The organism is Sandarakinorhabdus sp. FBCC-B8862 (assembly GCF_059745315.1).
The window spans coordinates 589,663-613,379 of sequence record NZ_CM185574.1; the positions used below are offsets into that span (position 1 = coordinate 589,663).

23 protein-coding genes are annotated in these 23,717 nt (G+C 67.2%); 13 read left to right on the forward strand and 10 right to left on the reverse strand.

Going from position 1 to position 23,717, the window contains the following annotated elements; genetic code table 11:
• Nucleotides 1-4 precede the first annotated feature (4 nt).
• The 4 genes from coaBC (at nt 5) to AC6BOR_RS02875 (ending at nt 4,545) form a co-directional block, all read left to right on the forward strand.
• Nucleotides 5-1,204 (forward strand): bifunctional phosphopantothenoylcysteine decarboxylase/phosphopantothenate--cysteine ligase CoaBC, encoded by a 1,200-nt coding sequence (gene coaBC / locus AC6BOR_RS02860; protein WP_498059708.1) that lies wholly within the window; start codon nt 5-7, stop codon nt 1,202-1,204.
• Entirely contained in the window at nt 1,201-1,647 is a 447-nt protein-coding gene (dut, locus tag AC6BOR_RS02865; protein WP_498059709.1) for a dUTP diphosphatase, read from the forward strand. The genes coaBC and dut overlap by 4 nt, the downstream gene beginning before the upstream one ends.
• Nucleotides 1,648-1,783: 136 nt before the next feature.
• On the forward strand, nt 1,784-2,539 hold the full coding sequence (locus AC6BOR_RS02870; protein WP_498059710.1) for a HesA/MoeB/ThiF family protein: 756 nt from the start codon (nt 1,784-1,786) through the stop codon (nt 2,537-2,539).
• Between the two features lie 29 nt (nt 2,540-2,568).
• Nucleotides 2,569-4,545: a transglycosylase domain-containing protein gene (locus tag AC6BOR_RS02875; protein WP_498059711.1), complete on the forward strand. Its 1,977-nt coding sequence runs from the start codon at nt 2,569-2,571 to the stop codon at nt 4,543-4,545.
• Between the two features lie 129 nt (nt 4,546-4,674).
• On the opposite strand, the gene xth is transcribed toward AC6BOR_RS02875, so the two are convergent.
• Genes xth through AC6BOR_RS02895 form a run of 4 tightly spaced genes read right to left on the reverse strand, consistent with a single transcriptional unit; the run spans nt 4,675 to nt 8,292 of the window.
• Nucleotides 4,675-5,442 (reverse strand): exodeoxyribonuclease III, encoded by a 768-nt coding sequence (gene xth, locus AC6BOR_RS02880; protein ID WP_498059712.1) that lies wholly within the window; start codon nt 5,440-5,442, stop codon nt 4,675-4,677.
• 21 nt (nt 5,443-5,463) lie between these two features.
• On the reverse strand, nt 5,464-5,952 hold the full coding sequence (locus AC6BOR_RS02885; protein ID WP_498059713.1) for a hypothetical protein: 489 nt from the start codon (nt 5,950-5,952) through the stop codon (nt 5,464-5,466).
• A 45-nt stretch (nt 5,953-5,997) separates the two neighbouring features.
• Complete coding sequence (locus AC6BOR_RS02890; protein ID WP_498059714.1) at nt 5,998-7,569, reverse strand: cisplatin damage response ATP-dependent DNA ligase; 1,572 nt, start codon at nt 7,567-7,569, stop codon at nt 5,998-6,000.
• 12 nt (nt 7,570-7,581) lie between these two features.
• Nucleotides 7,582-8,292 (reverse strand): TonB-dependent receptor, encoded by a 711-nt coding sequence (locus AC6BOR_RS02895; RefSeq protein WP_498059715.1) that lies wholly within the window; start codon nt 8,290-8,292, stop codon nt 7,582-7,584.
• A 103-nt stretch (nt 8,293-8,395) separates the two neighbouring features.
• Here AC6BOR_RS02895 and AC6BOR_RS02900 point away from each other — a divergent pair, with 103 nt between their 5' ends.
• Nucleotides 8,396-9,076 (forward strand): MerR family transcriptional regulator, encoded by a 681-nt coding sequence (locus AC6BOR_RS02900; RefSeq protein WP_498059716.1) that lies wholly within the window; start codon nt 8,396-8,398, stop codon nt 9,074-9,076.
• 21 nt (nt 9,077-9,097) lie between these two features.
• Here the strand turns inward: AC6BOR_RS02900 and AC6BOR_RS02905 are convergent, their stop codons facing one another.
• The 3 genes from AC6BOR_RS02905 to AC6BOR_RS02915 all read right to left on the reverse strand — a co-directional run bounded on the left by AC6BOR_RS02905 (nt 9,098) and on the right by AC6BOR_RS02915 (nt 12,518).
• A complete protein-coding gene (locus AC6BOR_RS02905) occupies nt 9,098-10,240 on the reverse strand; it encodes a hypothetical protein (protein ID WP_498059717.1) in 1,143 nt (380 codons plus the stop codon).
• Between the two features lie 43 nt (nt 10,241-10,283).
• Entirely contained in the window at nt 10,284-11,660 is a 1,377-nt protein-coding gene (locus tag AC6BOR_RS02910) for a glycosyl transferase family protein (protein ID WP_498059718.1), read from the reverse strand.
• Nucleotides 11,661-11,792: 132 nt separating this feature from the next.
• Complete coding sequence (locus tag AC6BOR_RS02915; RefSeq protein ID WP_498059719.1) at nt 11,793-12,518, reverse strand: acyl-homoserine-lactone synthase; 726 nt, start codon at nt 12,516-12,518, stop codon at nt 11,793-11,795.
• A 76-nt stretch (nt 12,519-12,594) separates the two neighbouring features.
• Between AC6BOR_RS02915 and thyA the strand changes: the two genes are divergently transcribed.
• The 8 genes from thyA to AC6BOR_RS02955 all read left to right on the forward strand — a co-directional run bounded on the left by thyA (nt 12,595) and on the right by AC6BOR_RS02955 (nt 20,837).
• The gene (gene thyA / locus AC6BOR_RS02920) at nt 12,595-13,518 is read left to right on the forward strand and encodes a thymidylate synthase (RefSeq protein WP_498059720.1); all 924 of its coding nucleotides are present in this window, start codon (nt 12,595-12,597) and stop codon (nt 13,516-13,518) included.
• A complete protein-coding gene (locus AC6BOR_RS02925; protein WP_498059721.1) occupies nt 13,515-14,015 on the forward strand; it encodes a dihydrofolate reductase in 501 nt (166 codons plus the stop codon). Before thyA ends, AC6BOR_RS02925 begins: the two co-directional genes overlap by 4 nt.
• Before the next feature lie 19 nt (nt 14,016-14,034).
• Entirely contained in the window at nt 14,035-15,201 is a 1,167-nt protein-coding gene (locus tag AC6BOR_RS02930; protein WP_498060693.1) for a dipeptidase, read from the forward strand.
• Nucleotides 15,202-15,212: 11 nt separating this feature from the next.
• Complete coding sequence (locus AC6BOR_RS02935) at nt 15,213-16,139, forward strand: bifunctional riboflavin kinase/FAD synthetase (protein ID WP_498059722.1); 927 nt, start codon at nt 15,213-15,215, stop codon at nt 16,137-16,139.
• Between the two features lie 144 nt (nt 16,140-16,283).
• Nucleotides 16,284-19,187: an isoleucine--tRNA ligase gene (gene ileS, locus AC6BOR_RS02940; protein ID WP_498059723.1), complete on the forward strand. Its 2,904-nt coding sequence runs from the start codon at nt 16,284-16,286 to the stop codon at nt 19,185-19,187.
• Nucleotides 19,180-19,677: a signal peptidase II gene (gene lspA / locus AC6BOR_RS02945; protein WP_498059724.1), complete on the forward strand. Its 498-nt coding sequence runs from the start codon at nt 19,180-19,182 to the stop codon at nt 19,675-19,677. The genes ileS and lspA overlap by 8 nt, the downstream gene beginning before the upstream one ends.
• Nucleotides 19,670-20,092 (forward strand): DUF3035 domain-containing protein, encoded by a 423-nt coding sequence (locus AC6BOR_RS02950; protein WP_498059725.1) that lies wholly within the window; start codon nt 19,670-19,672, stop codon nt 20,090-20,092. The genes lspA and AC6BOR_RS02950 overlap by 8 nt, the downstream gene beginning before the upstream one ends.
• 367 nt (nt 20,093-20,459) lie before the next feature.
• Nucleotides 20,460-20,837 (forward strand): GFA family protein, encoded by a 378-nt coding sequence (locus tag AC6BOR_RS02955; RefSeq protein WP_498059726.1) that lies wholly within the window; start codon nt 20,460-20,462, stop codon nt 20,835-20,837.
• 129 nt (nt 20,838-20,966) lie between these two features.
• Here AC6BOR_RS02955 and aroC read toward each other — a convergent pair whose 3' ends face one another.
• The 3 genes from aroC to AC6BOR_RS02970 are packed head-to-tail and all read right to left on the reverse strand — an operon-like array spanning nt 20,967 to nt 23,713.
• Nucleotides 20,967-22,040, reverse strand: coding sequence for a chorismate synthase (aroC, locus tag AC6BOR_RS02960; protein WP_498059727.1), 1,074 nt, complete (start codon nt 22,038-22,040; stop codon nt 20,967-20,969).
• Nucleotides 22,037-22,828, reverse strand: a complete 792-nt coding sequence (fabI, locus tag AC6BOR_RS02965; RefSeq protein WP_498060694.1) for an enoyl-ACP reductase FabI — start codon at nt 22,826-22,828, stop codon at nt 22,037-22,039. The genes aroC and fabI overlap by 4 nt, the downstream gene beginning before the upstream one ends.
• A 36-nt stretch (nt 22,829-22,864) precedes the next feature.
• Complete coding sequence (locus tag AC6BOR_RS02970; RefSeq protein WP_498059728.1) at nt 22,865-23,713, reverse strand: YihY/virulence factor BrkB family protein; 849 nt, start codon at nt 23,711-23,713, stop codon at nt 22,865-22,867.
• Nucleotides 23,714-23,717: the final 4 nt, after the last annotated feature.

Genomic DNA, 23,717 nt, shown 5'->3' on the forward strand with positions numbered 1-23,717 from the left:
CGCTATGCCGGCAGCCGTGTTGGGCAAGACCATATTGTTGATCGTGGGCGGCGGCATCGCCGCCTTCAAGGCGCTGGAGCTGGTGCGCGAGCTGCGCCGCGCCGGTGCGCGCGTGCTGCCGGTGCTCACCGAAAATGGCGCCCGCTTTGTCACCCCGCTTTCGCTGTCGGCCCTGGCTGGCGAGAAGGTGCGCACCAGCCTGTGGGACCTGGAGGACGAGGCCAGCATGGGCCATATCCAGCTCAGCCGCGCCGCCGATCTGATTGTCCTGTGCCCGGCCACGGCCGATCTGATGGCGCGGGCCGCCACCGGCCAGGCCGATGATCTGGCCGCCACGCTGCTGCTCGCCACCGACAAGCCGGTGCTGATGGTGCCAGCGATGAATGTGCGCATGTGGCTGCACCCCGCCACCCAGCGCAATATCGAACGCCTGCGCGAAGACGGGGTGACGGTGATGACGCCCGATGACGGCGAGATGGCCTGCGGCGAATATGGCCCCGGCCGCCTGCCCGAAGTGCCGGCCATCATGGCGGCCATCGCGGCGCAGTTTGGCCCGAAGCCGCTGGCCGGCCGGCATGCGCTGGTCACGGCCGGGCCAACCCACGAACCGATCGATCCGGTGCGTTTCATCGGCAATCATTCATCGGGCAAGCAGGGCTTTGCCATTGCCGCTGCGCTGGCTGCCGCCGGCGCGCATGTCACCCTGGTGGCCGGGCCAGTGCATCTGGCCACCCCGGCCGGTGTCACCCGCATCGACGTGATGACCGCCCGCCAGATGCAGGCCGCCTGCGAGGCCGCCCTGCCCGCCGATATTGCCGTGATGGTGGCCGCGGTTGCCGATTGGCGGGCGGAAGCCGCGCCGGCCAAGCTGAAGAAGGATGGCAGCGGGCCGCCGCCGCTGAGCCTCACGGAAAATCCCGACATACTGGCCGGCATCGGCCATCATGCCCGGCGCCCGGCGCTGGTGGTGGGCTTTGCCGCCGAAACTGGCGACCTGATCGCCCATGCCAGCGCCAAGCGCCTGAAAAAGGGCGCGGACTGGATCGTGGCCAATGATGTCAGCGAAGGCGTGTTCGGCAGCGATCACACCCATGTGCAGCTGATCACCGCCGCTGGGCGTGAGGATTGGGGCCCCACGCCCAAACAGGCGGTGGCCGAGCGGCTGGCCGGCCGCATCGCCCGCCATTTTGACGGAACCCCATGATCAGCATTGCCATCACCATCCTGCCCCATGGCGAGGGCCTGCCCCTGCCCGCCTATGCCACGCCCGGCGCCGCCGGCATGGACGCGGTGGCCGCCGTGACCGAACCGGTGACGATCCAGCCCGGCGAACGTTATCCGGTGCCGCTCGGCCTCTGCATGGCCATTCCCGACGGTTATGAGGTGCAGGTGCGCCCGAGATCGGGGCTGGCGCTGAAATCCGGCATCACCGTGCCGAACAGCCCCGGCACCATCGACAGCGATTATCGCGGCGAGGTGAAGGCGCTGCTGATCAACCTGGGCAGCGAGCCCTTCGTGGTGGAGCGTGGCATGCGCATCTGCCAGCTGGTGCCGGCGGCGGTGACGCGGGCGGGCTTTGCGGTGGTGGAGTCGCTGGACGACACGGCGCGCGGGGCGGGCGGGTTCGGATCGACCGGGGTTGGGTGAGGATGCGGGTGCGGCCAGACCGATCCTCCCCCTGTGGGGGAGGTGCCCGCAGGGCGGAGGGGGCGGGTGTGGACCGCGCTCGCCGGCCCCCTCCGCCTCGCTGCGCTCGGCACCTCCCCCAGCGGGGGAGGATCTGATGGACTTCTCCGACGATGAGCTGGAGCGTTATGCCCGCCATCTCGTGCTGCCGGAATTTGGCGGGCGCGGGCAAGCTGCGCTGAAAGCCGCGCGGGTGGCGGTGATCGGGGCCGGCGGGCTGGGCAGCCCCTGTTTGTTGATGCTGGCCGCCGCCGGGGTGGGCCGGCTGACCATCATTGACGATGATCTGGTGGCGCTTTCCAACCTGCAGCGGCAGGTGCTGTTCACCACGGCCGACCTTGGCGCGATGAAGGCCGAGGCGGCCTGCACGCGGCTGCATGCCCTGAACCCGGAGATCGAGACGGTTGCGGCGCCGCTGCGGCTGGATGGCGACAATGGCGACGCGCTGCTGGCCGGGCATGATCTGGTGATCGACGGCAGCGACAGCTTTGCCACCCGCCTCGCCGTGGCCGATCTGGCGCTGGCGATGGGGGTGCCACTGGTGTCGGGCGCGGTCGGGCCGTGGGATGGCCAGGTGGCGGTGTTTGCCGGGCATCTGCCGGACCGGCCCTGCTATCGCTGTTTTGTCGGCTCCCCCACCGATGCGCCGGATCGCAATTGCGCCGCCACCGGCGTGCTGGGCGCGCTGACCGGGATTGTCGGCAACCTGATGGCGATGGAGGCGATCCGCGAGCTGTCTGGGTTTTCGCCCTCCTCGGCCGGGCGGCTGACGCTGTATGACGCGCGCCAAGGCCGGTTCCGCAGCATCAGCCTGCCCAAGGACCCGGCCTGTCCAGCCTGCTCCGCCCAATAGCTGCCGTATTTGAAAGATAACACACCAACGTGCCCGCGAAGAAACGCCCCCCTGCCCGCAAATCCGGATCCTGGCTTGCCACCCTGCTGAAGGCCGGGCTGGTCATTGGGCTGGCCGGCATCATCGCGCTCGCCGTTGCCGTGGCGATTGCCTATCAGTCGTTGCCCGGCTTTGACGCGATGAAGCGCAGCCCCAACGGGCAATCGGTGGAAATCCGCGGCGATGATGGCACGGTGCTGGCAAGCTTCGGCCCCAGCTATGGCGAGTGGCTGACCTATCCCGAAATCCCCGCCACCATGAAGAACGCCATGATCGCGGTGGAGGACCGGCGTTACTGGTATCACCCCGGCATCGATCCCATCGGCATCGCACGATCCTTTGTCGTGAACGCCATGCGCGGCAACAAGGCGCAGGGCGCATCGACCATCACCCAGCAACTGGCCCGCAATCTGTTCCTGACCGCATCCAAGGATTACACCCGCAAGCTGCGCGAGGTGGTGCTGGCGCTGGCGATCGAGCGCAAATACAGCAAGGAGGCGATCCTGGAGCTGTATCTCAACCGCGTCTATTTCGGTGGCGGCGCCTATGGCATCGATGCCGCCGCGCGCAAATTCTATGGCCACAGCGCCCGCAGGATGAGCATCGAGGAAGCCGCCATCATCGCCGGGCTGGTGAAAGCGCCGTCGCGCTTTTCGCCATCGGCCGATGCCGAGGCGGCGCGGAAGCGGGCGGCGACCGTGATCGGCGTGATGGTGGATGCCGGCAGCATCACGCCCGAAGAGGCCGCCGCCGCCGATCCCCGGCTGGTGCAGTTCGCCCCGCAGGCGCGGCCGGCTGGCGTGCGTTATTTCACCGATTGGGTGCTGGCCGAGCTGGAAAGCCTGACCGACGAGACCAATGAGCCGCTGCTGGTGGAAACCACGCTGAACGCCAAGGCGCAGGCCTTTGCCGAAGCGGCGATCCGCGCCGAAACGCCGAAGGGTGCTCAAGGCGCGCTGGTGGCGCTGGCCCGCGATGGCGGGGTGAAGGCGATGGTGGGCGGCACCGATTATGTGCGATCCAATTATAACCGCGCGATGACGGCGCGGCGCCAGCCCGGTTCGGCGTTCAAGTTCTTCGTTTATGCCGCGGCCATGGAACAGGGCGTCAAGCTGGACGATATCTATGAGGACAAGCCGATCACCATCGGCAACTGGAGCCCCAAAAACAACAACAACAGCTTTGCCGGCCCGGTGACGGTTCGCCAGGCCTTTGCCCAATCGATCAACACGGTGGCGGTGGAGATTGCCCAGCAGGTCGGCTTTGACACGGTGGCCGAGATGGCGCGCCGCTTTGGCATCACCACCCCGGTGGACCGGCAGCCGGCGATGGCGCTGGGGTCTTCGGTGGTGACGTTGTTTGAAATGACCAACGCCTATGCCACCGTCGCCAATGGCGGGCTGGAAAACGCGCCCTATGCCATCACCCGCATATCGACCGGTTCGGGCCGTGTGCTGTTCAACCGCGCCGCCGGTGACACGCGGCAGGTGGTGGCCCCAGTGGTGGCGGCGCAGATGACCCAGCTGATGCAGGCCGCCGTTGAGGAAGGCACCGCGCGCGCCGCCCGCATCGGCCGGCCGCTGGCGGGCAAGACCGGCACGACCAGCAGCAACAAGGATGGCTGGTTCATCGGCTTTTCCAGCGGCGTGACGACCGGCGTGTGGATGGGCCGTGATGACAATGCCGCCGTGCGCGGCTTGGCTGGCGGCCGTGCCCCGGCGCGGGCCTTTGCCCAATTCATGGCCCGCGCCGTGGGCGGCACCCCGCCCGAACCGCTGGTGACGGACGTGGTGGAAGAGGGCGCCATGCTGGAGCCGGACGCGCAATCCTATGGCATCGACACGGGCGAAGCCCCGCCGGTGACAGGCGAAGCGCCGCCGGTGGAGGACGGCCCGCGGCTGGATCAGAACTGGCTGGACAAGACGTTGGACGAACCGGCGGAAAAGGCCCAGCCGACGCCGCGCTGAGGGGGTGGGGCCCGGCCCCTCCGTCGCCTGCGGCGCCACCTCCCCAATCGGAGATTGGGGAGGATCGATCCTCCCCAAACTTGTTTGGGGAGGTGCCGAGCGGAGCGAGGCGGAGGGGCCTGGCGGGCCCTACCGCAACCGCACCCAGGCCGGCGCATGGTCGCTGGCCTTCTCTGCCCCGCGCACATGCTTCATCACGCCGGCATCGGCCAGCCGGTCGGCCGCGGCTGGGGACAGCAGCAGATGATCGATGCGAAAGCCATGGTCGCGCGGCCAGGCGCCGGCCTGATAATCCCAGAAGCTCCAGACGCCGCCCAGCGGGTGCAGGCTGCGCACCGCGTCGGTCCAGCCCTGCCACAGCAGCTGGCGCCAGGCCGCGACGGATTCGGGCTGGCGCAGCGCATCGTCGCGCATGGCAGACGCGTCCCAGATGTCATCATCGTTGGGGATGACGTTGTAATCCCCGGCCAGCACCACCGGCAGGCCGGTTGCCAGCAGCCCGGCCGCGTGGCGGCGCAGGCGTTCCATCCAGGCCAGCTTGTAATCAAATTTGGGCCCCGGCACCGGGTTGCCGTTGGGCAGATAGATGGACGCCACGCGCACGCCCATCACATCGGCTTCAAGATAGCGGGACTGTTCGTCACTGTCGTCACCCGGCAGGCCGCGCTGCACTTCGGTTGCCGGTTCGCGCGACAATATGGCGACGCCGTTGAAGCCCTTCTGGCCATGGACGAGGCAGTGGTAACCGGCCTCGCGGAGCACATCGACGGGGAAATTCTCCGTCACCGTCTTGATTTCCTGCAGGCAGGCGATGTCGGGCTTTGCCTCCTCCAGCCATTCCAGCAGGCGCGGCAGGCGGGCGTTGGTGCCATTGATGTTGAAGGTGGCGATCAGCATGGGCCAAGCCTTAGGCCGGTTTCAGAAGACGGAAAAGCCCGGGCCGCAGCGGCCGGGGCTGAGCGTGTAGCGGGCGAAGGCGGTGGCCGCTTTGCCGGTGGGCCTGGCATCGATCTGCCAGCGCCAGCCCTTCCCTTGCGGCGTGAAGCGGTTGATGAAGACGGCGCTGCCATAATCATAGCTGATCGAAAAACCGGCGCCGACCACGCCGCCCGTGCCGGCGGCGCTGCCGGGGCCACCGAAACTGTCCATCCACCAGGCCGTCAACTGGCCGGGCCCGGCCTCGGCCATGATGATGGCGGCGTCATACGGGTCCTTGGGGTTCAGCCCGTGCAGCTCGAACAGCAGATAGCGGCCGCCAAGCCGGCGGCTGCCGCGCGCGATGGCGGTGGTGGGCTTGCCTTCCACCGTGCCGGTGACGCGCCAGCAGCCGGCCAGGCCGGTCAGCGGCGATGGCGGTGGCAGCGCCAGGCTGGGGATGCTGGCGGCGGCAAGCAGGGCAAGGCTCATGCCCTGAGCATCGGCCGGGGGCGCCGGCCGGTCAACTGGGGCCCATCAGGCACACAGGCGCAACAGGGTGGCGATGCGGTCCGCCTCGGCCGCTGGCTTGTCGGGCCGCAGCCGGGCGATGCGCGGGAAGCGCATGGCGAGGCCGGATTTGTGGCGGGTGGAGGCATGGATCGAATCGAAGGCGACTTCGACGACGAAGCTTTTTTCGACCTCCCGCACCGGGCCGAAGCGGGCGGTGGTGTGGGTGCGCACGAACTTGTCGAGCAGGGCGAGCTCGGCATCGGTGAAGCCGCTATAAGCCTTGCCGACGGGCAACAGCTGGCCATCGTCCGTCCAGCAGCCGAAGGTGAAATCGCTGTAGAGGCTGGAGCGTTTGCCGTGGCCGCGCTGGGCATACATGATCACGCAATCGGCGGTGAGTGCGTCGCGCTTCCACTTGAACCACAGGCCGGCGCGGCGGCCGGCGACATAGGGCGCATCGCGGCGTTTCAGCATCAGCCCTTCGATGGCGGCATCGCGGGCGGCGGCACGGATGCCGGCCAGTTCGCCCCAATCGGCGGCCGGGACCAGCGGGGACAGATCAAAGCGGGCCGGATCAAGGCCGGGCATCAGCGCCTCCAGCCGGGCGCGGCGCTGCTCCCACGGCAGCGGCCGCAGATCCTCCCCGGCGTGAGAGAGAAGATCATAGACGCGGATGAAGGCCGGGGCTTCGGCCATGAGTTTCGCCGTCGGCGCCTTGCGGCCCAGCCGCTGCTGCAGCGCGTTGAAGCTGCCGGCGGCGAGCGTGCCATCGCCCTGACCGGCCCCACGCACCAGCAACTCGCCGTCCAGTGCCAGCGGCCGGTCCAGCGTCACGTCCGGAAAACTGGCCGAAATATCGTCGCCAGTGCGGCTGAACAGCCTGGTCTGGCCACCGGCGTGGACGATCTGGACGCGGATGCCATCCCATTTCCATTCGGCGACATGGGCAGCGAGATCGACGGGTTCCTCCAGCGGGCTGGCCAGCATGAACGGGCGGAACACTGGCACATCACCCGGCGTTGGCCGCGGCCCCTGCCCCTGCGCCCAGGCAAACAGCGGCGCGAACGGCGGCGACAGACCGTGCCACAGCTCCTCCACATCCTCCACATCAAGCCCGAACCCTTGCGCAAAGCCGGTCTTGGCCAGCCGGGCTGACACGCCGATGCGCAAGGCCCCGGTGGCGAGCTTGATGAGGGCATAGCGGCCGGGGGCATCGAGTGCGTCCATCAGGCCGGCGACCACGGCTGGCGCCTCCTTGCGGGACAGCGATTGCAGCTGCTGCACCACCGCATCCAGCCCCGGCGGCGGCGGGCGGGTGCCGGCCGGCTCGAGCCAGAGCAGCGAAATGGTTTCGGCCATGTCGCCAACGAAATCGTGCGACAGGGCAAACAGCGTGGGGTCCACCCGCTCTGCCATCAGTGCCTTGAGCAGGCTGGGCTGCACGGCCTTCAGGTTCAGCGTGCCGGTGAGCGCAGCCAGCGCCCAGCCGGCATCGGGGTGCGGTGTGGAGCGGAAAAAACCCGCAATCAGCGCCAGCTTGGCGGTGCGGCTGCGGGTGTAGAGCAGCGCATCGAGGAGGCGGGCAAAATTCTCCATCCGGCTCCTGTCTCAGCGACTGCGCGGCACCACCTGATAGGTATAGGGCAGGAACAGCGCCACCTCGCCGGGTCCACCCGGCCCCCATTGCACCTGCCGGTCCAGGCCCTGGATCGCCACGCCGTAACCATCGCCCATGCGCGTCGCTGTGGCACGGGCATCGGCCGTAATCAGATCGATGATGGCGCCGCGATACTGGCCGGGATTGACCACCGACAGGCTGGCGCCACCATTCATCTCCAGTTCGGCGCGGCCATTGGCGGGCACCGATTTCACGAAGGCGGCGATGCGGGCTTCGGCCGCTTCGAAATCGGCAGCGTTGGCCAGCGGCGTCTTCACCAGGAAATCCACAGTGCCGGTATCGTCGCGATCCCCATCGTCATCGATGGGCAGCAGGCGATAATTGCTCTTGTCGAGCGCCACAATGCGCCCGCTGCCCTGTGACAGCTGGATGCTGCTGCCACGCTTTTCAGCCTGGGCAACAGCGGCGGCCAGCATGGCATAAATCTCGGCCTTGCGGCGATCGGGGTCGCGGGTATCGCCGGTGATGCGTACCGGCTGCACAAGGAAATCGGCGGCACGACGCAGGGTGATGGTGGGCAGTTGCACCTCTTGTGCCGCCGGGTAACCGGCGCGGCGACTGGCCGTGACGACGATTTCCTCGTTCTGGGCGATAGCCGGTGCCGACAACAGCAGCGTCACAAGCAAGATGCGGATTTTCATGGCAATATCTCCCCAGACGCAAAAGAATGCGCGCGCCGGCAAAGCCAGTCAATCGCGATGGATTCGCTTTCAGCGCCGGTCGTGCTAAGGCGCTGCCATGCGCATGCGTGATCTGGAAAAGGCCAGCGGGGTCGGGCGGGAGACCATCCGATATTATATCCGCGAAGGCCTGTTGCCCGAGCCGGACAAGGCCAGCCGCAACAGCGCGCGCTATTCCGATGTGCATGTGGCCCGGCTGAAGGCGATCAAGCGCCTGCAGGAAGAGCGCTTCCTGCCGCTGGCCGTGATCCGCGAACTGCTGGAGGCCGAGGATGGCAACCGCTGGCTGTTGCCCGATGCCTTCCCGATGCTGGATGCGCTGCTGGCCCAGCGGCTGGAGGGCGCCGGCCCGGCGCGGGTGGCGCTGGCCGATCTGGATGTGCCCGAGCATCAGCGCGAGCATCTCGACGATCTGATGATCAGCGTGGCTGATGATGGCACGGTGTCGGCGCGCGATGCCGCCATCCTGCGCACCGTCGGCCGGCTGGACGAGATTGGCTTCACGCCCGAACTGGGCTTCAACGATGGCCAGATGCGGCTCTATCATGTGCTGATCGATTGGCTGACCAACCAGGAACTGCGGCATTTCCTGGAGCATACCGCCGGCCAGGTGGGCGAGGCCAAGGCGCTGGACATGGCCGAACAGGGCATCGCCCTGATCAACGAGCTGCTGGGCCAGCTGCGCACCCGGGCGCTGTTGAAGAAGCTGGCGGAGCGCCGCCGCATCGCCAACGATAACGGCTGACCCGCGGGGCTGACAGCCCCATCAGAAGCCAGCGGCGACGGTCACCACCGGGCCGCTGCCCGGCGCGGCATTGCCGCCCACCCGCTGCCGCCAATCCGCTTGCAGCCGTACGCCCCGGAACCGGGCCGACACGGATGGGCCGACATCGACGCGCCACACATCGGGGTGGCCGCTTTGCAGGCTGGCCCAGCTGCCGGCCGACAGCGTTGCCGGGCCGATGCGCAGCAGCCGGGCATTGGCTTGCGCACCGGCATAGATGGTGCCACCGCCCAGCACCCCAGCCTCGCCATAGAAGCCGAGCCGCCAGGCGCTGCCGCCGGCCGCCAGGCGCAGCGTCCAGTCTCCATGGGTGGCCGGGCCCAGTGGCAGCAAGCGCTCCGCCGACAGGGTGACACCGGGCAGCAGCGCCTGGCGCAGGCCCAGGGCCAGTTGCGCGCTGTTGTTGTCGATCCCCCGGGCGGTGGCCGCCACATTGGCGCGCACCACCAGCGCCAGCGGCCGGTGGGCATAGGGATCGGGCAGAAAGGCCACGCTGGCACCAAATTGGCCGCCGCCCAGCACCGGGCTGGCCGCAGCGCCGCCAAGCCCGCTGCCGGGCGCATTGCCGGCGGCCGTTGGCGCATCGCGCAGCAGGGCATAGGCGCCCAGCTGCCAGTGCCGGCCCAGCGCCGCCCGGTCTGCCTGCCACTGGCGGTTGCCCGGCGCTTGGGCCAGGGCGGCATCGAACAGGGCGGCGGCCTGTCGGCGCTGGCCGTCGCGCAGCCGGGCATAGGCGGCGTCGGCCAGGGCGAAGGCTGGGGCGGCCGGTGCAGGCACGCGGGCCGGCGCTGGCGGCGGTGCCGGCATGGCCGGCAGGGGTTCGGGCGGCCGGTCCGGGGCTGGCGGAGCCGGTTGGACGGGATCGAGCACCGGCTGCAGCGGTCGGGAGGGCGGCGCTGGCGGTGCGGGTTGAGGCGATGCGGGCTGCGACGGCGCGGGCTGCGGCGGCGCGGCCTGCGGCGGTGCGGGCGGCATCGTTACTGGTGGCTGCATCACCGGCGCGGCCTGTGCCAGCCGTAGAGGCGCAACCGGCGTATTCACCGCCGCAAGCCGGGCGGCCAGCGCCTGTTCCTCCACCGCCAACGCCGGCCAGCGCAGCGCCAGGCCCAGTGCCAGGAGCGACATTGTGGCGCCCCACACCAGCAACGGCCGGCCGCGTCCGGGCTGATCAGCGCTGGCGGGCATCGCCGTCTCGGGTTGGGAAGCGGTGCAATGTCTTGTCCCACACTGGGGCGCGGCCGGCGGCCAGCGCGGCGACATAGCGGCGCAGCGCCAGCAGCGTGGCCAGGGCGTTGATGATATTGCCCACCGCCGCCCGCGGGGTGGCGAGCAGCCCTTCCACCGGCCCTTCCTCGCGGCAGGTGAACAGCGCCCGCACCAGCAGCCGCCAGCACAGCAGGGCAAAATTCCACCACAGCAGCGCCACCAGCGGTTGCCCGCCCAGCGGCGGCAGGGCGGCAGCTGGCCGCCACCAGTGGCGCAGCGCCTGTTCGAGGAGGATCAGCCCCGCCATGGCATAGGCCGCCAGCGACACCAGCGCCATCGCCGGCCCCTTGCGGTCGCGCCACAGCATCCAGCGGTCCACCAACCCGCCACGCCAGCCGATGCGATCCCAGCCGGCCAGCGAAATCCCATGCGCCCAGCGCGCCTTCTGCCGGACGGCGGTGGCCAGCGTCGCCGGAAAATGCTCGGCCGTGGCCACAAGACGGCCATCGATCAGGTGGCGGACCAGCACCGCGCGCCCGCCGGCGGCGTGCAGCTTCAGGCCCAGCTCATAATCCTCGGTCAGACTGTCATCGGCGAAGGGGCGGCCGTTCTGGCGGGCGGCGATGCGGCCCAGCGCCAGCCGGTCAAACGCCACGCCGACCCCGGCCGAGGGCAGGCCGGCGCCCAGCCATTGCCGCACCAGCAGATCCTTGCCGTGGGACTGGGCAAATTCATCGATATAATGGCCGGCGATCAGCGGGCTGCCGGCATCGATCAGCGGTGTGACCGGCAATTGCACCATCACCGGCGGATCGGCCTGGCCCAGATGGGCGGCAAACACCGCCAATTCCTGTGGGTGCACCACATCTTCGGCATCGTGCAGCACGATGGCCCGCCACGGCCGGCCGCGCTGCGCTTCCTCTGCCAGGGCGGCGGCCCACAGGCTGTTCAGGCAATCGGCCTTGGTGGTGGGGCCGGGGCGCGGATTGACCACCATGCGCACCCGCGCGTCGCCCAGCCCGGCAAGCTGCGCCAAGCTGGCCGGATCATTGGGATAAAGCCCCACGAACACGGTGAAATCCGGCCAGGCCTGGGTGGCGAGCAGGCGGCGCAGCATGGCGCCGATCACCGCCGATTCGTCCCACGCCGGGATCAGGATGGCAAAGCTGGCCGGCCGGCCGGGCGGCTGTGGCGGCAGGGCCACGTGGCGACGGCGGCGCAGGCAGAGCCAGACGAGATCGATAGCCAGATCATCCAGCCCGTTGATGGCAATGATCAGCGCAATCAGAAACAACGCCTCGCGCAGGCCCAAGTGAAAGGCTGCGACAAGATCAGCCACAGGGCGGCCTGAACTGGCAATGAGGGGGATGGGTGCCCCGAACCTGCCCGATAACTGCAGACGGGGAGGGCCGTTTGCAGAGCGTTTTGGCAGGCCGGGGCACCCTCGACACGGGCGGAGCGGGGCGCAGGGTCAGGACGCCACAAGCTCCAGCCGGTCGATCTCGGGGCGCAACCACAGCTGCGGCAGCACCCGGGGCGGCATCGCCCAAGCGGCCCGCAGGCGGTGGAGCGTGGATTCGTTGACGAAAATCTGCAAGGCGGCCACCGCATCACCACCCTGCCCCACCGGCAGGCCCAGCGGTTCGGCATCCCAGCCGATGGAGAGCAGGCTGGGCAGCCATGGCAAATGGGTGACCATGGTGTAGCGGGTGATGCCAGACTCCAGCGCATGTTCGAACAGCGCGATTGAAAGTTGCCGCCGCACCTGCAGCGCTTCGACGCGATTGAGGCCGGGCGCGGTGACCAGCCGGGTGATTTCGGCCACATCGGGGCCCATTGGCACGCCATCGGCGCACAGATGCGGGAACACGTCGCCCAACAGGTGCGGCCCGGTGCTGGGCAACAGCCGCACCGATCCCAGGTGGCGGCCGGTGCCGGGCTGGTGGACGATCAGATACAGCGTGTCGTCACCATCATAATCATCGATTTCGTGCAGGCCGTCGGGGGATTGCAGATCCCAGCCCAGCCGGTCGATCAGCACCGTCTTGCGATCCTGCAGCATCGCCGATCGCAGCGCGGCGGTGGCGCTGTGGCCGCCCAGTGTGCGCAGCGCCCGGGCTTCACCGGCGGCATCAGCCCAGGGGCCGGGAATGGCCTGGATATCGTGGCTGCTGCCCTGTCGTGCCGTGCCAAACATGATGAAGGCTTTCTGAATTGACGGCCCTGTTCTGGCAGCGGTTGACGGCGGCTTCCCATATCCCTGAAAAGGGGCAATGACGTTGACCGGCGAAGCCCAGTATCTTGATCTATTGCAGCGCGTGTGGACCGCGGGGGCCCGTCGCGGTGACCGCACTGGCACCGGCACCCGCGCCCTGTTTGGCGAGATGCTGAAGTTCGATCTGTCCGACGGCACGGTGCCGCTGCTCACCACCAAGCGGGTATTCTGGAAATCGGCAATCCGCGAGCTGATCTGGTTCCTGAACGGCGAATCGAACATCCGCCCCTTGGTTGAACAGGGCGTGCATATCTGGACGGACTGGCCGCTCGATGCCTATCGCAAGGCCAGCGGCGAGGCGATCAGCCGCGACGATTTCGAGGCGCGGATCATAGCGGACGCGGATTTTGCCGCGCGCTGGGGCGAACTGGGCCCGGTTTATGGCGTGCAATGGCGGCGCTGGCCGCGCTTTGCCGCCAATGAAGACGGCAGCTATCGCGCCGACACGCCGTTTGACCAACTGGCCGCGCTGGTTGATGGTCTCAAACGCAACCCCAACAGCCGGCGCCACATCTTCACCGGCTGGAACGTGCCCTATCTGGATCAGATGGCGCTGCCGCCCTGCCACATGACCTATCAATATTTCGTCGCGGATGGTCGCCTCTCCGGCATCCTCTATCAGCGCAGCTGCGATCTGGGCCTGGGCTTTCCCTTCAACATCTTCGAAGCCGCCGTGCTGATCCGCATGCTGGCGCAGCAGTGCGGGCTGGAACCCGGCATGCTCACCTGGATGGGCGCCGATTGCCATGTCTATGAAAACCACGAACATCTGGTGACAGAGCAATTGCGCCGCAGCCCCCGCCCCTTCCCGCGGCTGGACTTCGCCCGCCAGCCGGCGGACCTGTTCAGCTATGCCCTCGATGATTTTGTCATCACCGGTTACGATCCCCATCCCCATATCGCGGCGCCGGTGGCGGTATGAGCCTCGATGTCACCATCGTCGTTGCCCGGGCGAAGAACGGGATCATCGGCAACAAGGGCGCCCTGCCCTGGCATCTGCCGGCTGATCTGAAACGCTTCAAGGCGATCACGGTGGGAAAGCCGGTGGTGATGGGCCGCAAGACCTTCGAATCAATCGGCAAGCCGCTGCCTGGCCGGCAGAATATCGTGATGACGCGCGATCCGGCGTGGACGGCGGACGGTGTGACCGTGGTGCCCAACCTGGCCGAGGCGGTGGCGGCGGCCGGGCTTGACCCCCGCGTGCGCGGGGACCTGATGATCATCGGTGGCGCCGAAATCTATGCCCTGGCCCTGCCGATCGCGACACGGATCGAATTGACCGAGGTGGACGCCGAGCCCGTGGGTGATACGATCCTGCCGCCGTTTGATGCCAGCCGCTGGCGCGAGGTGGCGCGGGTGGCGCATCCGGCCGAGGGTGAGCGGCCGGGCTTTGCCTTTGTCACGCTGGAACGGCGTTGAGCGGCCAATTGGGGGGATGATGCGCAAGAAGATCCTGGCCAGTGTTGCGGTGGTTGCCGGCGTGGCCGCCATCGGCTTTTTCGGTTTCGCCCCCGGCATCGTCGAACGCGGCATGAACCGCTGGACCGGGGCGATCTGGCCGGTTTCGGCCGAGGCCAGCGCCCTGCACCGCCGGCTGACGGTGATCGATCTTCATGCCGATACGCTGATGTGGCAGCGCGATGTGTTGGCCGAATCCACCCAGGGCCATGTCGATCTGGAACGGCTGGAGGCCGGCAATGTCGCGCTGCAGATCTTCTCCAGCGTAACGAAAACCCCGCGCGGCCAGAATTATCAGGCCAATGGCGACGATAGCGACAATATCACCCCGCTGGTGATCGCCCAGCGCCAGCCGGTCCGCACCTGGTTCAGCCTGCTGGAACGCTCGCTGTGGCACGCCCAGAAACTGCGCGACGCCGAGGACCGGGCGCAGGGCCTGCTGCGCATCATCCGCACGCCAGCCGATCTCGAAAGGCTGCTGGCCGACCGGGCGGCCAAAGTGCCGGTGACCGGCGCACTGCTGTCAACGGAAGGTGCGCAGAATCTGGAAGGCGACATCGCCAATCTGGCCAAGCTGCACGACGCCGGCTTCCGCATGATCGGGCTGGTGCATTTCTTTGACAATGATGTGGGCGGATCGATGCACGGCCTGAAAAAGGGCGGGCTCACCGCGCTGGGCCGGCAGGTGGTGGCAGAGGCGGAACAGCGCGGCATGATCGTCGATCTGGCGCACAGCAGCGCCGCCACCTTTGCCGACGTGATGAAACTGGCCACCCGCCCGGTGGTGGTGAGCCATGGCGGCGTGAAAGCGACTTGTGACACGCCGCGCAACCTGTCTGATGACCAGTTGCTGATGCTCAAGGCCAATGGCGGCATGATCGGCATTGGTTATTGGGATGCCGCCGTGTGCGAGCCCACCCCGCAGGCGACCGCCAGGGCCATCCTGCACGTGATCAAGGTGGCCGGCATCGATCATGTTGGCCTGGGCAGCGATTATGATGGCGGCACCACCGTGGGGTTTGACACCGCGCATCTGGAGGCCGTCACCCAGGCGCTGATGGCGGCCGGCCTGTCTGACAGCGATATTGCCAAGGTGATGGGCGGCAATGCGGCGCGGCTGCTTGCCGCTGGCCTCGCACCCCGCTAAGCCGCGATCCCATGAAGCTGATCATGCACGGGGACGCGCTGCCCGGCGATTTGCGCGGCGCCATCGTGGCGCTGGGCAATTTCGATGGCTTTCACGCCGGCCACCAGGCCGTGGTGGGTGCCGCGCGCGATTGGGCGCGAAAACTGGGCCGGCCGGCGCTGGTCGCCAGTTTCGATCCGCACCCGGCCCGGCTGTTCCAGCCCGATGTGCCGCCGTTCGGCCTGTCCACCATTGCCCAGCGCGAACGCTGGCTCGGCAATTTCGGCATGGACGGGCTGGTGATGATCCCGTTCAGCCGCGACCTTGCCGCGCTTTCGGCCGAGGAATTCGTCGATGAATGGCTGGAGATGCGGATGGGCGTTGCCGGCGTTGTCACCGGCGGGGATTTCACCTTTGGCAAGGGCCGCTCCGGCGATGTGACGGAACTGTCGCGGCTGGGCCTGAAGAAGGGCTTTGCCGCGCGGGTGGTTGATCCCGTGGCCGATGCCGGCGGCACCATCAGCTCCACCCGCATCCGCGCCGCGCTGCGCGCTGGGCAGCCGGGCGTGGCCGGCCAGATGCTCACGCGGCCGTTCACCATTGTTGGCACGGTGGAGCATGGCGCCAAGCTGGGCCGCACCCTGGGCTTTCCCACCGCCAACCTCACGCTAGGGGATTATGTCCGCCCGGCCTATGGCGTTTATGCCGTGCGGGTGTGGCTGAACGATGGGTCGCGCGTTGATGGTGTCGCCAATCTTGGCATCCGCCCGATGATCGAGCCGCCCATCGAACTGCTCGAAACCTGGCTGATGGACTGGAGCGGCGATCTTTACGGCCAGACCATCGGGGTGGAGCTGGTGGCCTATCTGCGGCCCGAAATGAAGCTGCCGGGGCTGGAGGCGCTGAAGGCGCAGATTGCGCTCGATGCGGAGAATGCGAAGCGGGTGCTGCGGGGCTGAACCCCACCCCCGGCCCCTCCCGCAAGCGGGAGGGGAGAATTGACCGGCAAGCGCGACCGGCTCCCCTCCCGCTTGCGGGAGGGGTTGGGGGTGGGCCATCCAAGGCGTGACAGCGCCGCCCGCTTCCCCTAAAGCCGGGCCATCATGAGCGCGCCCGATTATCGCCCCACCGTCTTCCTGCCCAAGACCGACTTTCCGATGAAGGCCGGCCTGCCGGAGAAGGAACCGCAGATCCTGGCCAAATGGCAGGCGGCGGACCTGTATGCGCAGCTGCGCGCCGCGCGTAAGGGCCGGGAAAAGTTCATCTATCACGATGGCCCCCCCTATGCGAACGGGGACATGCACATCGGCCACGCGCTGAACCATATCCTAAAGGATGCGGTGGTGCGCACCCAGTCGCTGCTGGGCAAGGATGTGCCCTATGTGCCCGGCTGGGATTGCCACGGCCTGCCGATCGAATGGAAGGTCGAGGAAGCCTATCGCGCCAAGAAGCAGAACAAGGACGAGGTGCCGGCGAAGGAATTCCGCGCCGAATGCCGGGCCTATGCCCAGCATTGGGTGAATGTGCAGGCCGGCCAGCTGCAGCGGCTTGGCATCAACGGCGATTGGAAGAAACCCTATCTCACCATGGACTTCGCCTCGGAAGCAACCATCGTTTCCGAACTGCTGAAGTTTGCGGAAAGCGGCCAGCTCTATCGCGGCGCCAAGCCGGTGATGTGGTCCCCGGTGGAAAAGACCGCGCTCGCTGATGCCGAGGTGGAATATCACGACATCACCTCGACGCAGATCGACGTGGCGTTCGAGATCACCGAAGCCCCGAACGCGCCGGAACTGGTGGGGGCCCATGCCGTCATCTGGACGACGACGCCGTGGACCATCCCGGTGAACCAGGGCATCGCCTATGGGCCGGAGGTTGAATATATCGCCTTCGGAGCGCGAGAGGGTCGGGAAGTCTATCGCGATATGACGTTGCTCATCGCTCGCCCGCTATTTGATGCCGTCCGGAACAGGCTTGCGGATTGCCTCATCGACGAGCGCATTCTCTGGCGCGGCAAGGGCACCGACCTCGCCGGCGCCATTGCCCGCCATCCGATGCATCATCTCGGCGGCTTCTTCGCCAATCCCCGCCCCTTCCTGCCCGGCGATTTCGTCACCACCGACCAGGGCACCGGCCTCGTCCACATGGCGCCCGACCATGGCGAGGATGATTTCGCGCTGTGCAAGGCGCATGGCATCAACCCGGTGTTCGCCGTGGAGGCCGATGGCCGGTACCGCGCCGATTGGCTGTGGCTGGGCGGCGAAGCCAAGAATGTCATCAACCCCAATCTCAACGCCCCCGATGGCCCGATCTGCAGCGATCTGAAGGCCGCCGGTGCGCTGCTCAGCGCCGGGCCGTTCGCGCACAGCTATCCGCACTCGTGGCGGTCCAAGAAGAAGGTGATCTTCCGCTGCACGCCGCAATGGTTCGTGCCGATGGATCAGCCACTCCCTTCCCCTTCAGGGGAAGGGTCGGGGATGGGGAATGGCGCCGACGCTCCAGACTCCCCCACCCCTAACCCCTCCCCTGAGCCGAAGGCCAGCGAGGCTGAACGGGAGGGGAAAACCCTGCGCGAAAAGGCGCTGGCAGCCATCGCCGCCACCCACTTCACGCCCGACAAGGGCCGCAACCGCATCGGATCGATGGTGGAAGGCCGCCCGGATTGGGTGCTGAGCCGCCAGCGCGCCTGGGGTGTGCCGATCACCCTGTTTGTCGACCGCAAGACCGGCGACTATCTGGTTGATAAATCAATCAACCAGAAGATCATCGAGCGGTTCAAGGCCGAAGGCGTGGATGCCTGGACGCCCGAGTTCGCCGCCGAACTGCTGGGCGACCGGGTCGACCAGTATGAGATGATCACCGACATTCTGGACGTGTGGTTCGACAGCGGTTGCACCCACGCCTATGTGCTCGAATCGGGCCACTGGCCGGAATATAGCTGGCCGGCCGATCTCTATCTGGAAGGCAGCGACCAGCATCGCGGCTGGTTCCAATCCAGCCTGCTGCAAAGCTGCGCCACCCGTGGCCGCGCGCCCTACAAGGCGATCCTCACCCATGGCTTCACCATGGATGCCAGTGGCCGCAAGATGTCGAAGTCGGAAGGCAATGTCATCAATCCGCTCGACATCATGAAAACCTATGGCGCCGACATATTGCGGCTGTGGGCGCTCTCGGTCGATTTCACCGAGGATCACCGCATCGGCGATGAAATCCTGAAGGGCGTGGCGGACCAGTATCGCAAGCTCCGCAACACCTTCCGCTATCTGCTCGGCGCGCTGGATGGCTTCAGCGAAGCCGAACGCCTGCCGGTGGCCGAGATGCCGGCGCTGGAACGCTGGGTGCTGCACCGGCTGGCGGTGTTGTCGGGCGACCTGAAGGCGGCGGTGAACGCCTATGATTTCAACCGCTACACCAGCCTGATCAATGATTTCGTCCAGAATGACCTGTCCGCCTTTGCCATGGATGTGCGCAAGGACAGTCTTTATTGCGACGCGCCCACCGCCCCCACCCGCCGCGCCTGGCGCACGGTGCTGGATATCACCTTCCACGCCCTCACCCGCTGGCTCGCCCCGGTGCTGGTGTTCACGGCGGAAGAAGTGTGGGCCACCCGCTATCCCGAAGCCCAGTCCGTGCATCTGCTGGAATGGCCGGAGATTGACGCCGCATGGCAGGACGAGGCGCTGGCCGCCAAGTTCACGCTGGCCCGCAAGCTTCGCGAGGAAACCTATCTGAAGCTTGAGGAACTGCGCCGCGACAAGGCGATCGGCAGCTTCCTCGAAGCCTATGTCACCATCGAGACGACCGAAGAGGATCGCTTCGTGGCGATGCAGGGACTCGATCTGGCAGAACTGCTGCTCGTCGCCCGCGTCGATCTCGTGAAGGGCGCCAGCGAGGCACTGACCGTCGGCAAGGTGGACGATGCCAAATGCGCCCGCTGCTGGCGCTTCCTGCCCGATGTGAACGCCGAAACCGAGCTGTGCGGCCGCTGCGATGCGGTGGTGCATGGTTAATTCGGGGCCTAACCGCGGCTTCGCCCTGGCCGCCCTGGTGCTGATCCTTGATCAGATCAGCAAATATTGGGTGCTGGAGGTGATCCACCTCCCCGCCATTGGCGGCATCGATGTGTGGCCTTTTTTCCGGCTGACTTTTGTGGGCAATGTCGGCGTGTCGATGGGCATGCTGCAGGCCGGCTCCGATCTCGGGCGCTGGCTGCTCACCTTTGCAACCGGGGCGATTGCGCTGGCGGTGGCGGCCTGGCTGCGGCGGGAGAAGCACCCTGTTGACATCGCGGCACTCGGCCTGGTTCTGGGCGGCGCGCTGGGCAATATCATCGACCGGGCCCGCTTTGGCTATGTGGTCGATTTTCTGCACTTCTTCTGGGGTGAATACAGCTTCTGGGTCTTCAACCTGGCCGATGCTGCGATTACACTGGGGGTGATGCTGCTGCTGGGCCGGGCGATCATCACCCGGCCAACCGAGATGGGACCAAAAGATGCGTAAGATGCTGATCCTGGCGCTGGCCGCCACCGCCCTCGTCTCGTGCAGCAAGCGCGGCGGCCTCAACGGCCGTGGCCCCGACGAGCTGTCGATCGCCCGCGGCGCGCCGTTGGTGGTGCCGCCCGATTTCGCCCTGGCCCCGCCCAAGCCCGGCGCGCCGCGCGCCGTGGGCGTTGATGCCCAGGCCGCCGCGATGGAGGCATTGTTCGGCCCCGGCGTGAAGCCGCCGCCGCGCAGCCAGGCCGAACAGCAGATGCTGGACCGCGCCGGTGCCAACAATGTCGAACCATCGGTGCGCAGTCAGGCCGGCGATCCCAAAACCGCCGTGGTGAACAAGGGCAATTTCATCGCCGAAGTGCTGGCAGCGCCAGTGGGCAGCCGCGATCCGGCGCTGGCCGACGTGAAGGTGCCGGGCTGAAGCCAATTTCCCTCGCGACAAAACCCAAAGCCGCTCATGCCGAGCTTGTCGAGGCACGCGCCGCGCTTGGAGCGTGCCTCGACAAGCTCGGCATGAGCGGTTCATTCCTGGTGTCATCAAGATTGACGGGAAAAATGGGGGAAGGATGGGCGTCCGGGGCCGGCATCACCGCCCCCCGACGGGATGCGTTGGCCCCGGACTGATGCATGGTGGCCAAAGCTGCCCGCTGTCGGCCGGTCCTGCACGCCCTGTCTGATTGGTGCCAGACAGTGGCGCAGCCCGTCACCCCCGTAAAATCCCCTATAAGCAAAGTGTAATGTCACGGCCCGGCTTGCGTTGCGGCCGGGGATGGGGTTTGGCAGGGGGCATGAGCAGACATGAAGCCAGCGGCGGCTGCCATTGCGGCCAGGTGCGGTTCCGGGTGCGGTTCGATCATCCGCCCGAACTGCTCGATTGCAATTGCTCGATCTGTGCCAAGACCGGCTTTCTGCACCTGATCGCCAACGCCGATGATTTCACACTGGAACGCGGCGCCGAGGCGCTGAGCGACTATCGCTGGGGCACCGGCACCGCCCGCCACCTCTTCTGCCGCATCTGCGGGATCAAGAGCTTCTACGTCCCCCGGTCCCACCCCGATGGTTTCAGCGTGAACTGGCGCGCGCTCGATGATGTGGAGGGCATCACCCCGCGCATCCGCTTTTACGATGGCCGGCACTGGGAGAAGGCGCGCGGCGATCTGGGTTGAAAAACTCCTCCCCAAACTTGTTTGGGGAGGTGGCGCGCGGCACGCGCGACGGAGGGGCGGTCGCCCCCAGTGCCCCTCCACCGCCCCCGGCGGTCCTCCTTCCCCAAACAAGTTTGGGGAGGACCCCGGCTACCGCCCGGTCTGGCCTCTGTGCAGCAACATCGCATCAGCCAGCACCAGCGCCACCATCGCTTCCAGCACCGGCGCGGCGCGGATGCCCACGCACGGATCGTGCCGGCCCTTGGTGACGATTTCGGCCGCTTCGCCGTCGCGGGTGATGGTTTCCACCGGCGTTAGGATCGAGCTGGTGGGCTTCAGCGCCATGCGCAGCACGATCGGCTGGCCGGTGGAAATGCCGCCGGCAATGCCGCCGGCGTGGTTGGAGAGAAATTCCGGGTTGCCATCGGCGCCGGGGCGCATGCGGTCGGCATTCTCCTCCCCGCGCAGGGCAGCCACAGCAAAACCGTCACCGATTTCCACCGCCTTCACCGCGTTGATGCTCATGGCGGCGCTGGCCAGTTGGGCGTCGAGCTTGTGATAGAGCGGGCTGCCCCAGCCAGCCGGAACCCCGGTGGCCACACATTCCACAATGGCGCCCAGCGATGATCCCGATTTGCGGGCGGCATCCAGATGCTCGGCCCACAGGCCGGCCGTCACCGCATCCGGGCACCAGAAGGGGTTGCGGTTGATCTCTGCCAGGTCAAATCGGCTGCGATCGATGGCGATGCCGCCGATGTTGACGAGATAGGCGGTGATGGTCACGCCCGGAATGATCTTCCGTGCCACCGCGCCGGCCGCGACCCGGCTGGCGGTTTCCCGCGCCGAGGAGCGCCCGCCGCCACGCGGATCGCGCAGGCCATATTTGGCATCATAGGCATAATCGGCATGGCCGGGCCGATATTTGGCCGCCACATCCGAATAATCCTTCGACCGCTGGTCAATATTCTCGATGAACAGCGAAATGGGCGTGCCGGTGGTGCGCCCTTCATACACGCCCGACAGGATGCGCACCGCATCGGGCTCCTGCCGCTGGGTGGTGAACTTGTTCTGCCCCGGCCGTCGCTTGTCGAGAAACGGCTGGATATCGGCTTCCGACAGCGCCAGCCCCGGCGGGCAGCCATCCACCACCGCGCCAATTGCCGGCCCGTGGCTTTCGCCCCAGGTGGTAAAGCGCAGCAGATGGCCGAAGCTGTTGAGGCTCACGACAGGCTCATGTCCGGCGCGTCTTCGGCCTTCATGCCGATCACATTGTAACCGGCGTCGACATGGTGGATCTCGCCGGTCACGCCCGCCGACAGCGGGGAGAGCAGATAGAGGCCGGCGCCGCCAACATCCTCGATGGTGACATTGCGGCGCAGCGGGCTGTTATATTCGTTCCACTTCATGATGTAGCGGAAATCACCGATGCCGCTGGCAGCCAGCGTCTTGATCGGGCCGGCGGAGATGCAGTTGACGCGGACGCCCTGCGGGCCCAGATCCATGGCGAGATATTTCACGCTGCATTCCAGCGCCGATTTGGCCACGCCCATCACATTGTAATGCGGGATCACCTTCTCGGCGCCATAGTAAGACAGGGTGAGCAGCGAACCGCCTTCAGGCATCATCGCGGCGGCGCGCTGGGCCACGGCGGTGAAGCTGTAGACCGAGACATTCATGGTCAGCAGGAAATTGTCGAGGCTGGTGTCGACATAACGGCCGCGCAGCTCGTTCTTGTCGGAAAAGCCGATGGCGTGGACGACGAAATCGATCGTCGGCCATTCGGCAGCAAGCCCGGTGAAACAGGCATCGATGCTCTCCATCGACGACACATCGCATTCAAACAGGCGGGCAACGCCCAGCTGCTCGGCCAGCGGGCGCACCCGCTTTTCCATCATCGGGCCCTGATAGCTGAACGCCAGTTCGGCGCCCTGCTCTGCCAGCGCCTTGGCAATGCCCCAGGCCAGGCTCTTGTCGTTGGCAAGGCCCATGATGAGGCCGCGCTTGCCAGCCATGATACCCATGTCAATCTCCTTCACGTGCGGCGCGCCTTAACGGGCAATTGCGGCAATTTCCAGCCGGCTGCGCGCCACGGCTGCATTCAGCTGCGCGCCCACCACCAGCCCGAGGCCGATGATGTAGAAATAGAGCAGCGCGATGATCACGCCGGCAAGGCCGCCATAGGTGAGGGCATAGCCGCCAAACAGGGTGAGCGCGCGCGGCAGGGCCAGAGTGGTCGCCGTCCATGCCGTTGCCGTGGCCAGCGCGCCCGGCCATACCGGCGCGATGCGGAAGCGGCGCGGGCACAGCAGGACAAACAGGCCCCACAGCGCCAGGAACAGCAACACGGCGGGCAACACCCGCTGCAGCCCCAACACCGGAAACACATCGGCCGCCAGCGGCATCAGGCGAAAGACAAAGGTTTCCGCCCCCGTCACCACCACCTGCGCGGCAAAGGCGATCAGCAGCAGCAGCACCAGGCCCAGCACCTCGATGATGCCGAGCAGGCGCCAGCGCAGATAGGGCATTTCCGATTGCCGGCCATAGGCTTGCGTGACGATCATGCGTAGCGTCACCAGCACGCCCGACGAGGTCCACAGCGCGACGAGCAACGAGAAGGTGACGACGCCGCCACTGGCTTCGGCCGCGATCACATCGCCCAGCGCCGGGGCGATCAGGCTGGCGACATTGTCGGGCAGCGCCTTCAGGAACCCGCTCACCGCCGCCATGCCTTCGGTGGTGCGGCCCATGCGGCCGGCCACAAAGGCCAGCAGGATCACGAACGGAAACAGGGTGACGAGGCTGAGATAGGCCAGGTTCCCGGCATGGGTGAAGCCATGTTCGAAGGTGCCGGCCAGCGTATCGGCGAGAACGCGGCGCAGGCGCGCGGCCAGCGGCATGCGT

Excerpts from the sequence above, each read along its gene's own strand:
- coaBC (WP_498059708.1), top strand. The coding sequence starts at position 5 with ATGCCGGCAGCCGTGTTGGGCAAGACCATATTGTTGATCGTGGGCGGC.
- dut (WP_498059709.1), top strand. The coding sequence starts at position 1,201 with ATGATCAGCATTGCCATCACCATCCTGCCCCATGGCGAGGGCCTGCCC.
- AC6BOR_RS02870 (WP_498059710.1), top strand. The coding sequence starts at position 1,784 with ATGGACTTCTCCGACGATGAGCTGGAGCGTTATGCCCGCCATCTCGTG.
- xth (WP_498059712.1), bottom strand. The coding sequence starts at position 5,442 with ATGCTGATCGCCACCTTCAACATCAATGGCACCAACGCCCGCCTGCCG.
- AC6BOR_RS02885 (WP_498059713.1), bottom strand. The coding sequence starts at position 5,952 with ATGAGCCTTGCCCTGCTTGCCGCCGCCAGCATCCCCAGCCTGGCGCTG.
- AC6BOR_RS02890 (WP_498059714.1), bottom strand. The coding sequence starts at position 7,569 with ATGGAGAATTTTGCCCGCCTCCTCGATGCGCTGCTCTACACCCGCAGC.
- AC6BOR_RS02895 (WP_498059715.1), bottom strand. The coding sequence starts at position 8,292 with ATGAAAATCCGCATCTTGCTTGTGACGCTGCTGTTGTCGGCACCGGCT.
- AC6BOR_RS02900 (WP_498059716.1), top strand. The coding sequence starts at position 8,396 with ATGCGTGATCTGGAAAAGGCCAGCGGGGTCGGGCGGGAGACCATCCGA.
- AC6BOR_RS02905 (WP_498059717.1), bottom strand. The coding sequence starts at position 10,240 with ATGTCGCTCCTGGCACTGGGCCTGGCGCTGCGCTGGCCGGCGTTGGCG.
- AC6BOR_RS02915 (WP_498059719.1), bottom strand. The coding sequence starts at position 12,518 with ATGTTTGGCACGGCACGACAGGGCAGCAGCCACGATATCCAGGCCATT.
- thyA (WP_498059720.1), top strand. The coding sequence starts at position 12,595 with ATGACGTTGACCGGCGAAGCCCAGTATCTTGATCTATTGCAGCGCGTG.
- AC6BOR_RS02925 (WP_498059721.1), top strand. The coding sequence starts at position 13,515 with ATGAGCCTCGATGTCACCATCGTCGTTGCCCGGGCGAAGAACGGGATC.
- AC6BOR_RS02930 (WP_498060693.1), top strand. The coding sequence starts at position 14,035 with ATGCGCAAGAAGATCCTGGCCAGTGTTGCGGTGGTTGCCGGCGTGGCC.
- AC6BOR_RS02935 (WP_498059722.1), top strand. The coding sequence starts at position 15,213 with ATGAAGCTGATCATGCACGGGGACGCGCTGCCCGGCGATTTGCGCGGC.
- ileS (WP_498059723.1), top strand. The coding sequence starts at position 16,284 with ATGAGCGCGCCCGATTATCGCCCCACCGTCTTCCTGCCCAAGACCGAC.
- lspA (WP_498059724.1), top strand. The coding sequence starts at position 19,180 with ATGGTTAATTCGGGGCCTAACCGCGGCTTCGCCCTGGCCGCCCTGGTG.
- AC6BOR_RS02950 (WP_498059725.1), top strand. The coding sequence starts at position 19,670 with ATGCGTAAGATGCTGATCCTGGCGCTGGCCGCCACCGCCCTCGTCTCG.
- AC6BOR_RS02955 (WP_498059726.1), top strand. The coding sequence starts at position 20,460 with ATGAGCAGACATGAAGCCAGCGGCGGCTGCCATTGCGGCCAGGTGCGG.
- fabI (WP_498060694.1), bottom strand. The coding sequence starts at position 22,828 with ATGGCTGGCAAGCGCGGCCTCATCATGGGCCTTGCCAACGACAAGAGC.
- AC6BOR_RS02970 (WP_498059728.1), bottom strand. The coding sequence starts at position 23,713 with ATGCCGCTGGCCGCGCGCCTGCGCCGCGTTCTCGCCGATACGCTGGCC.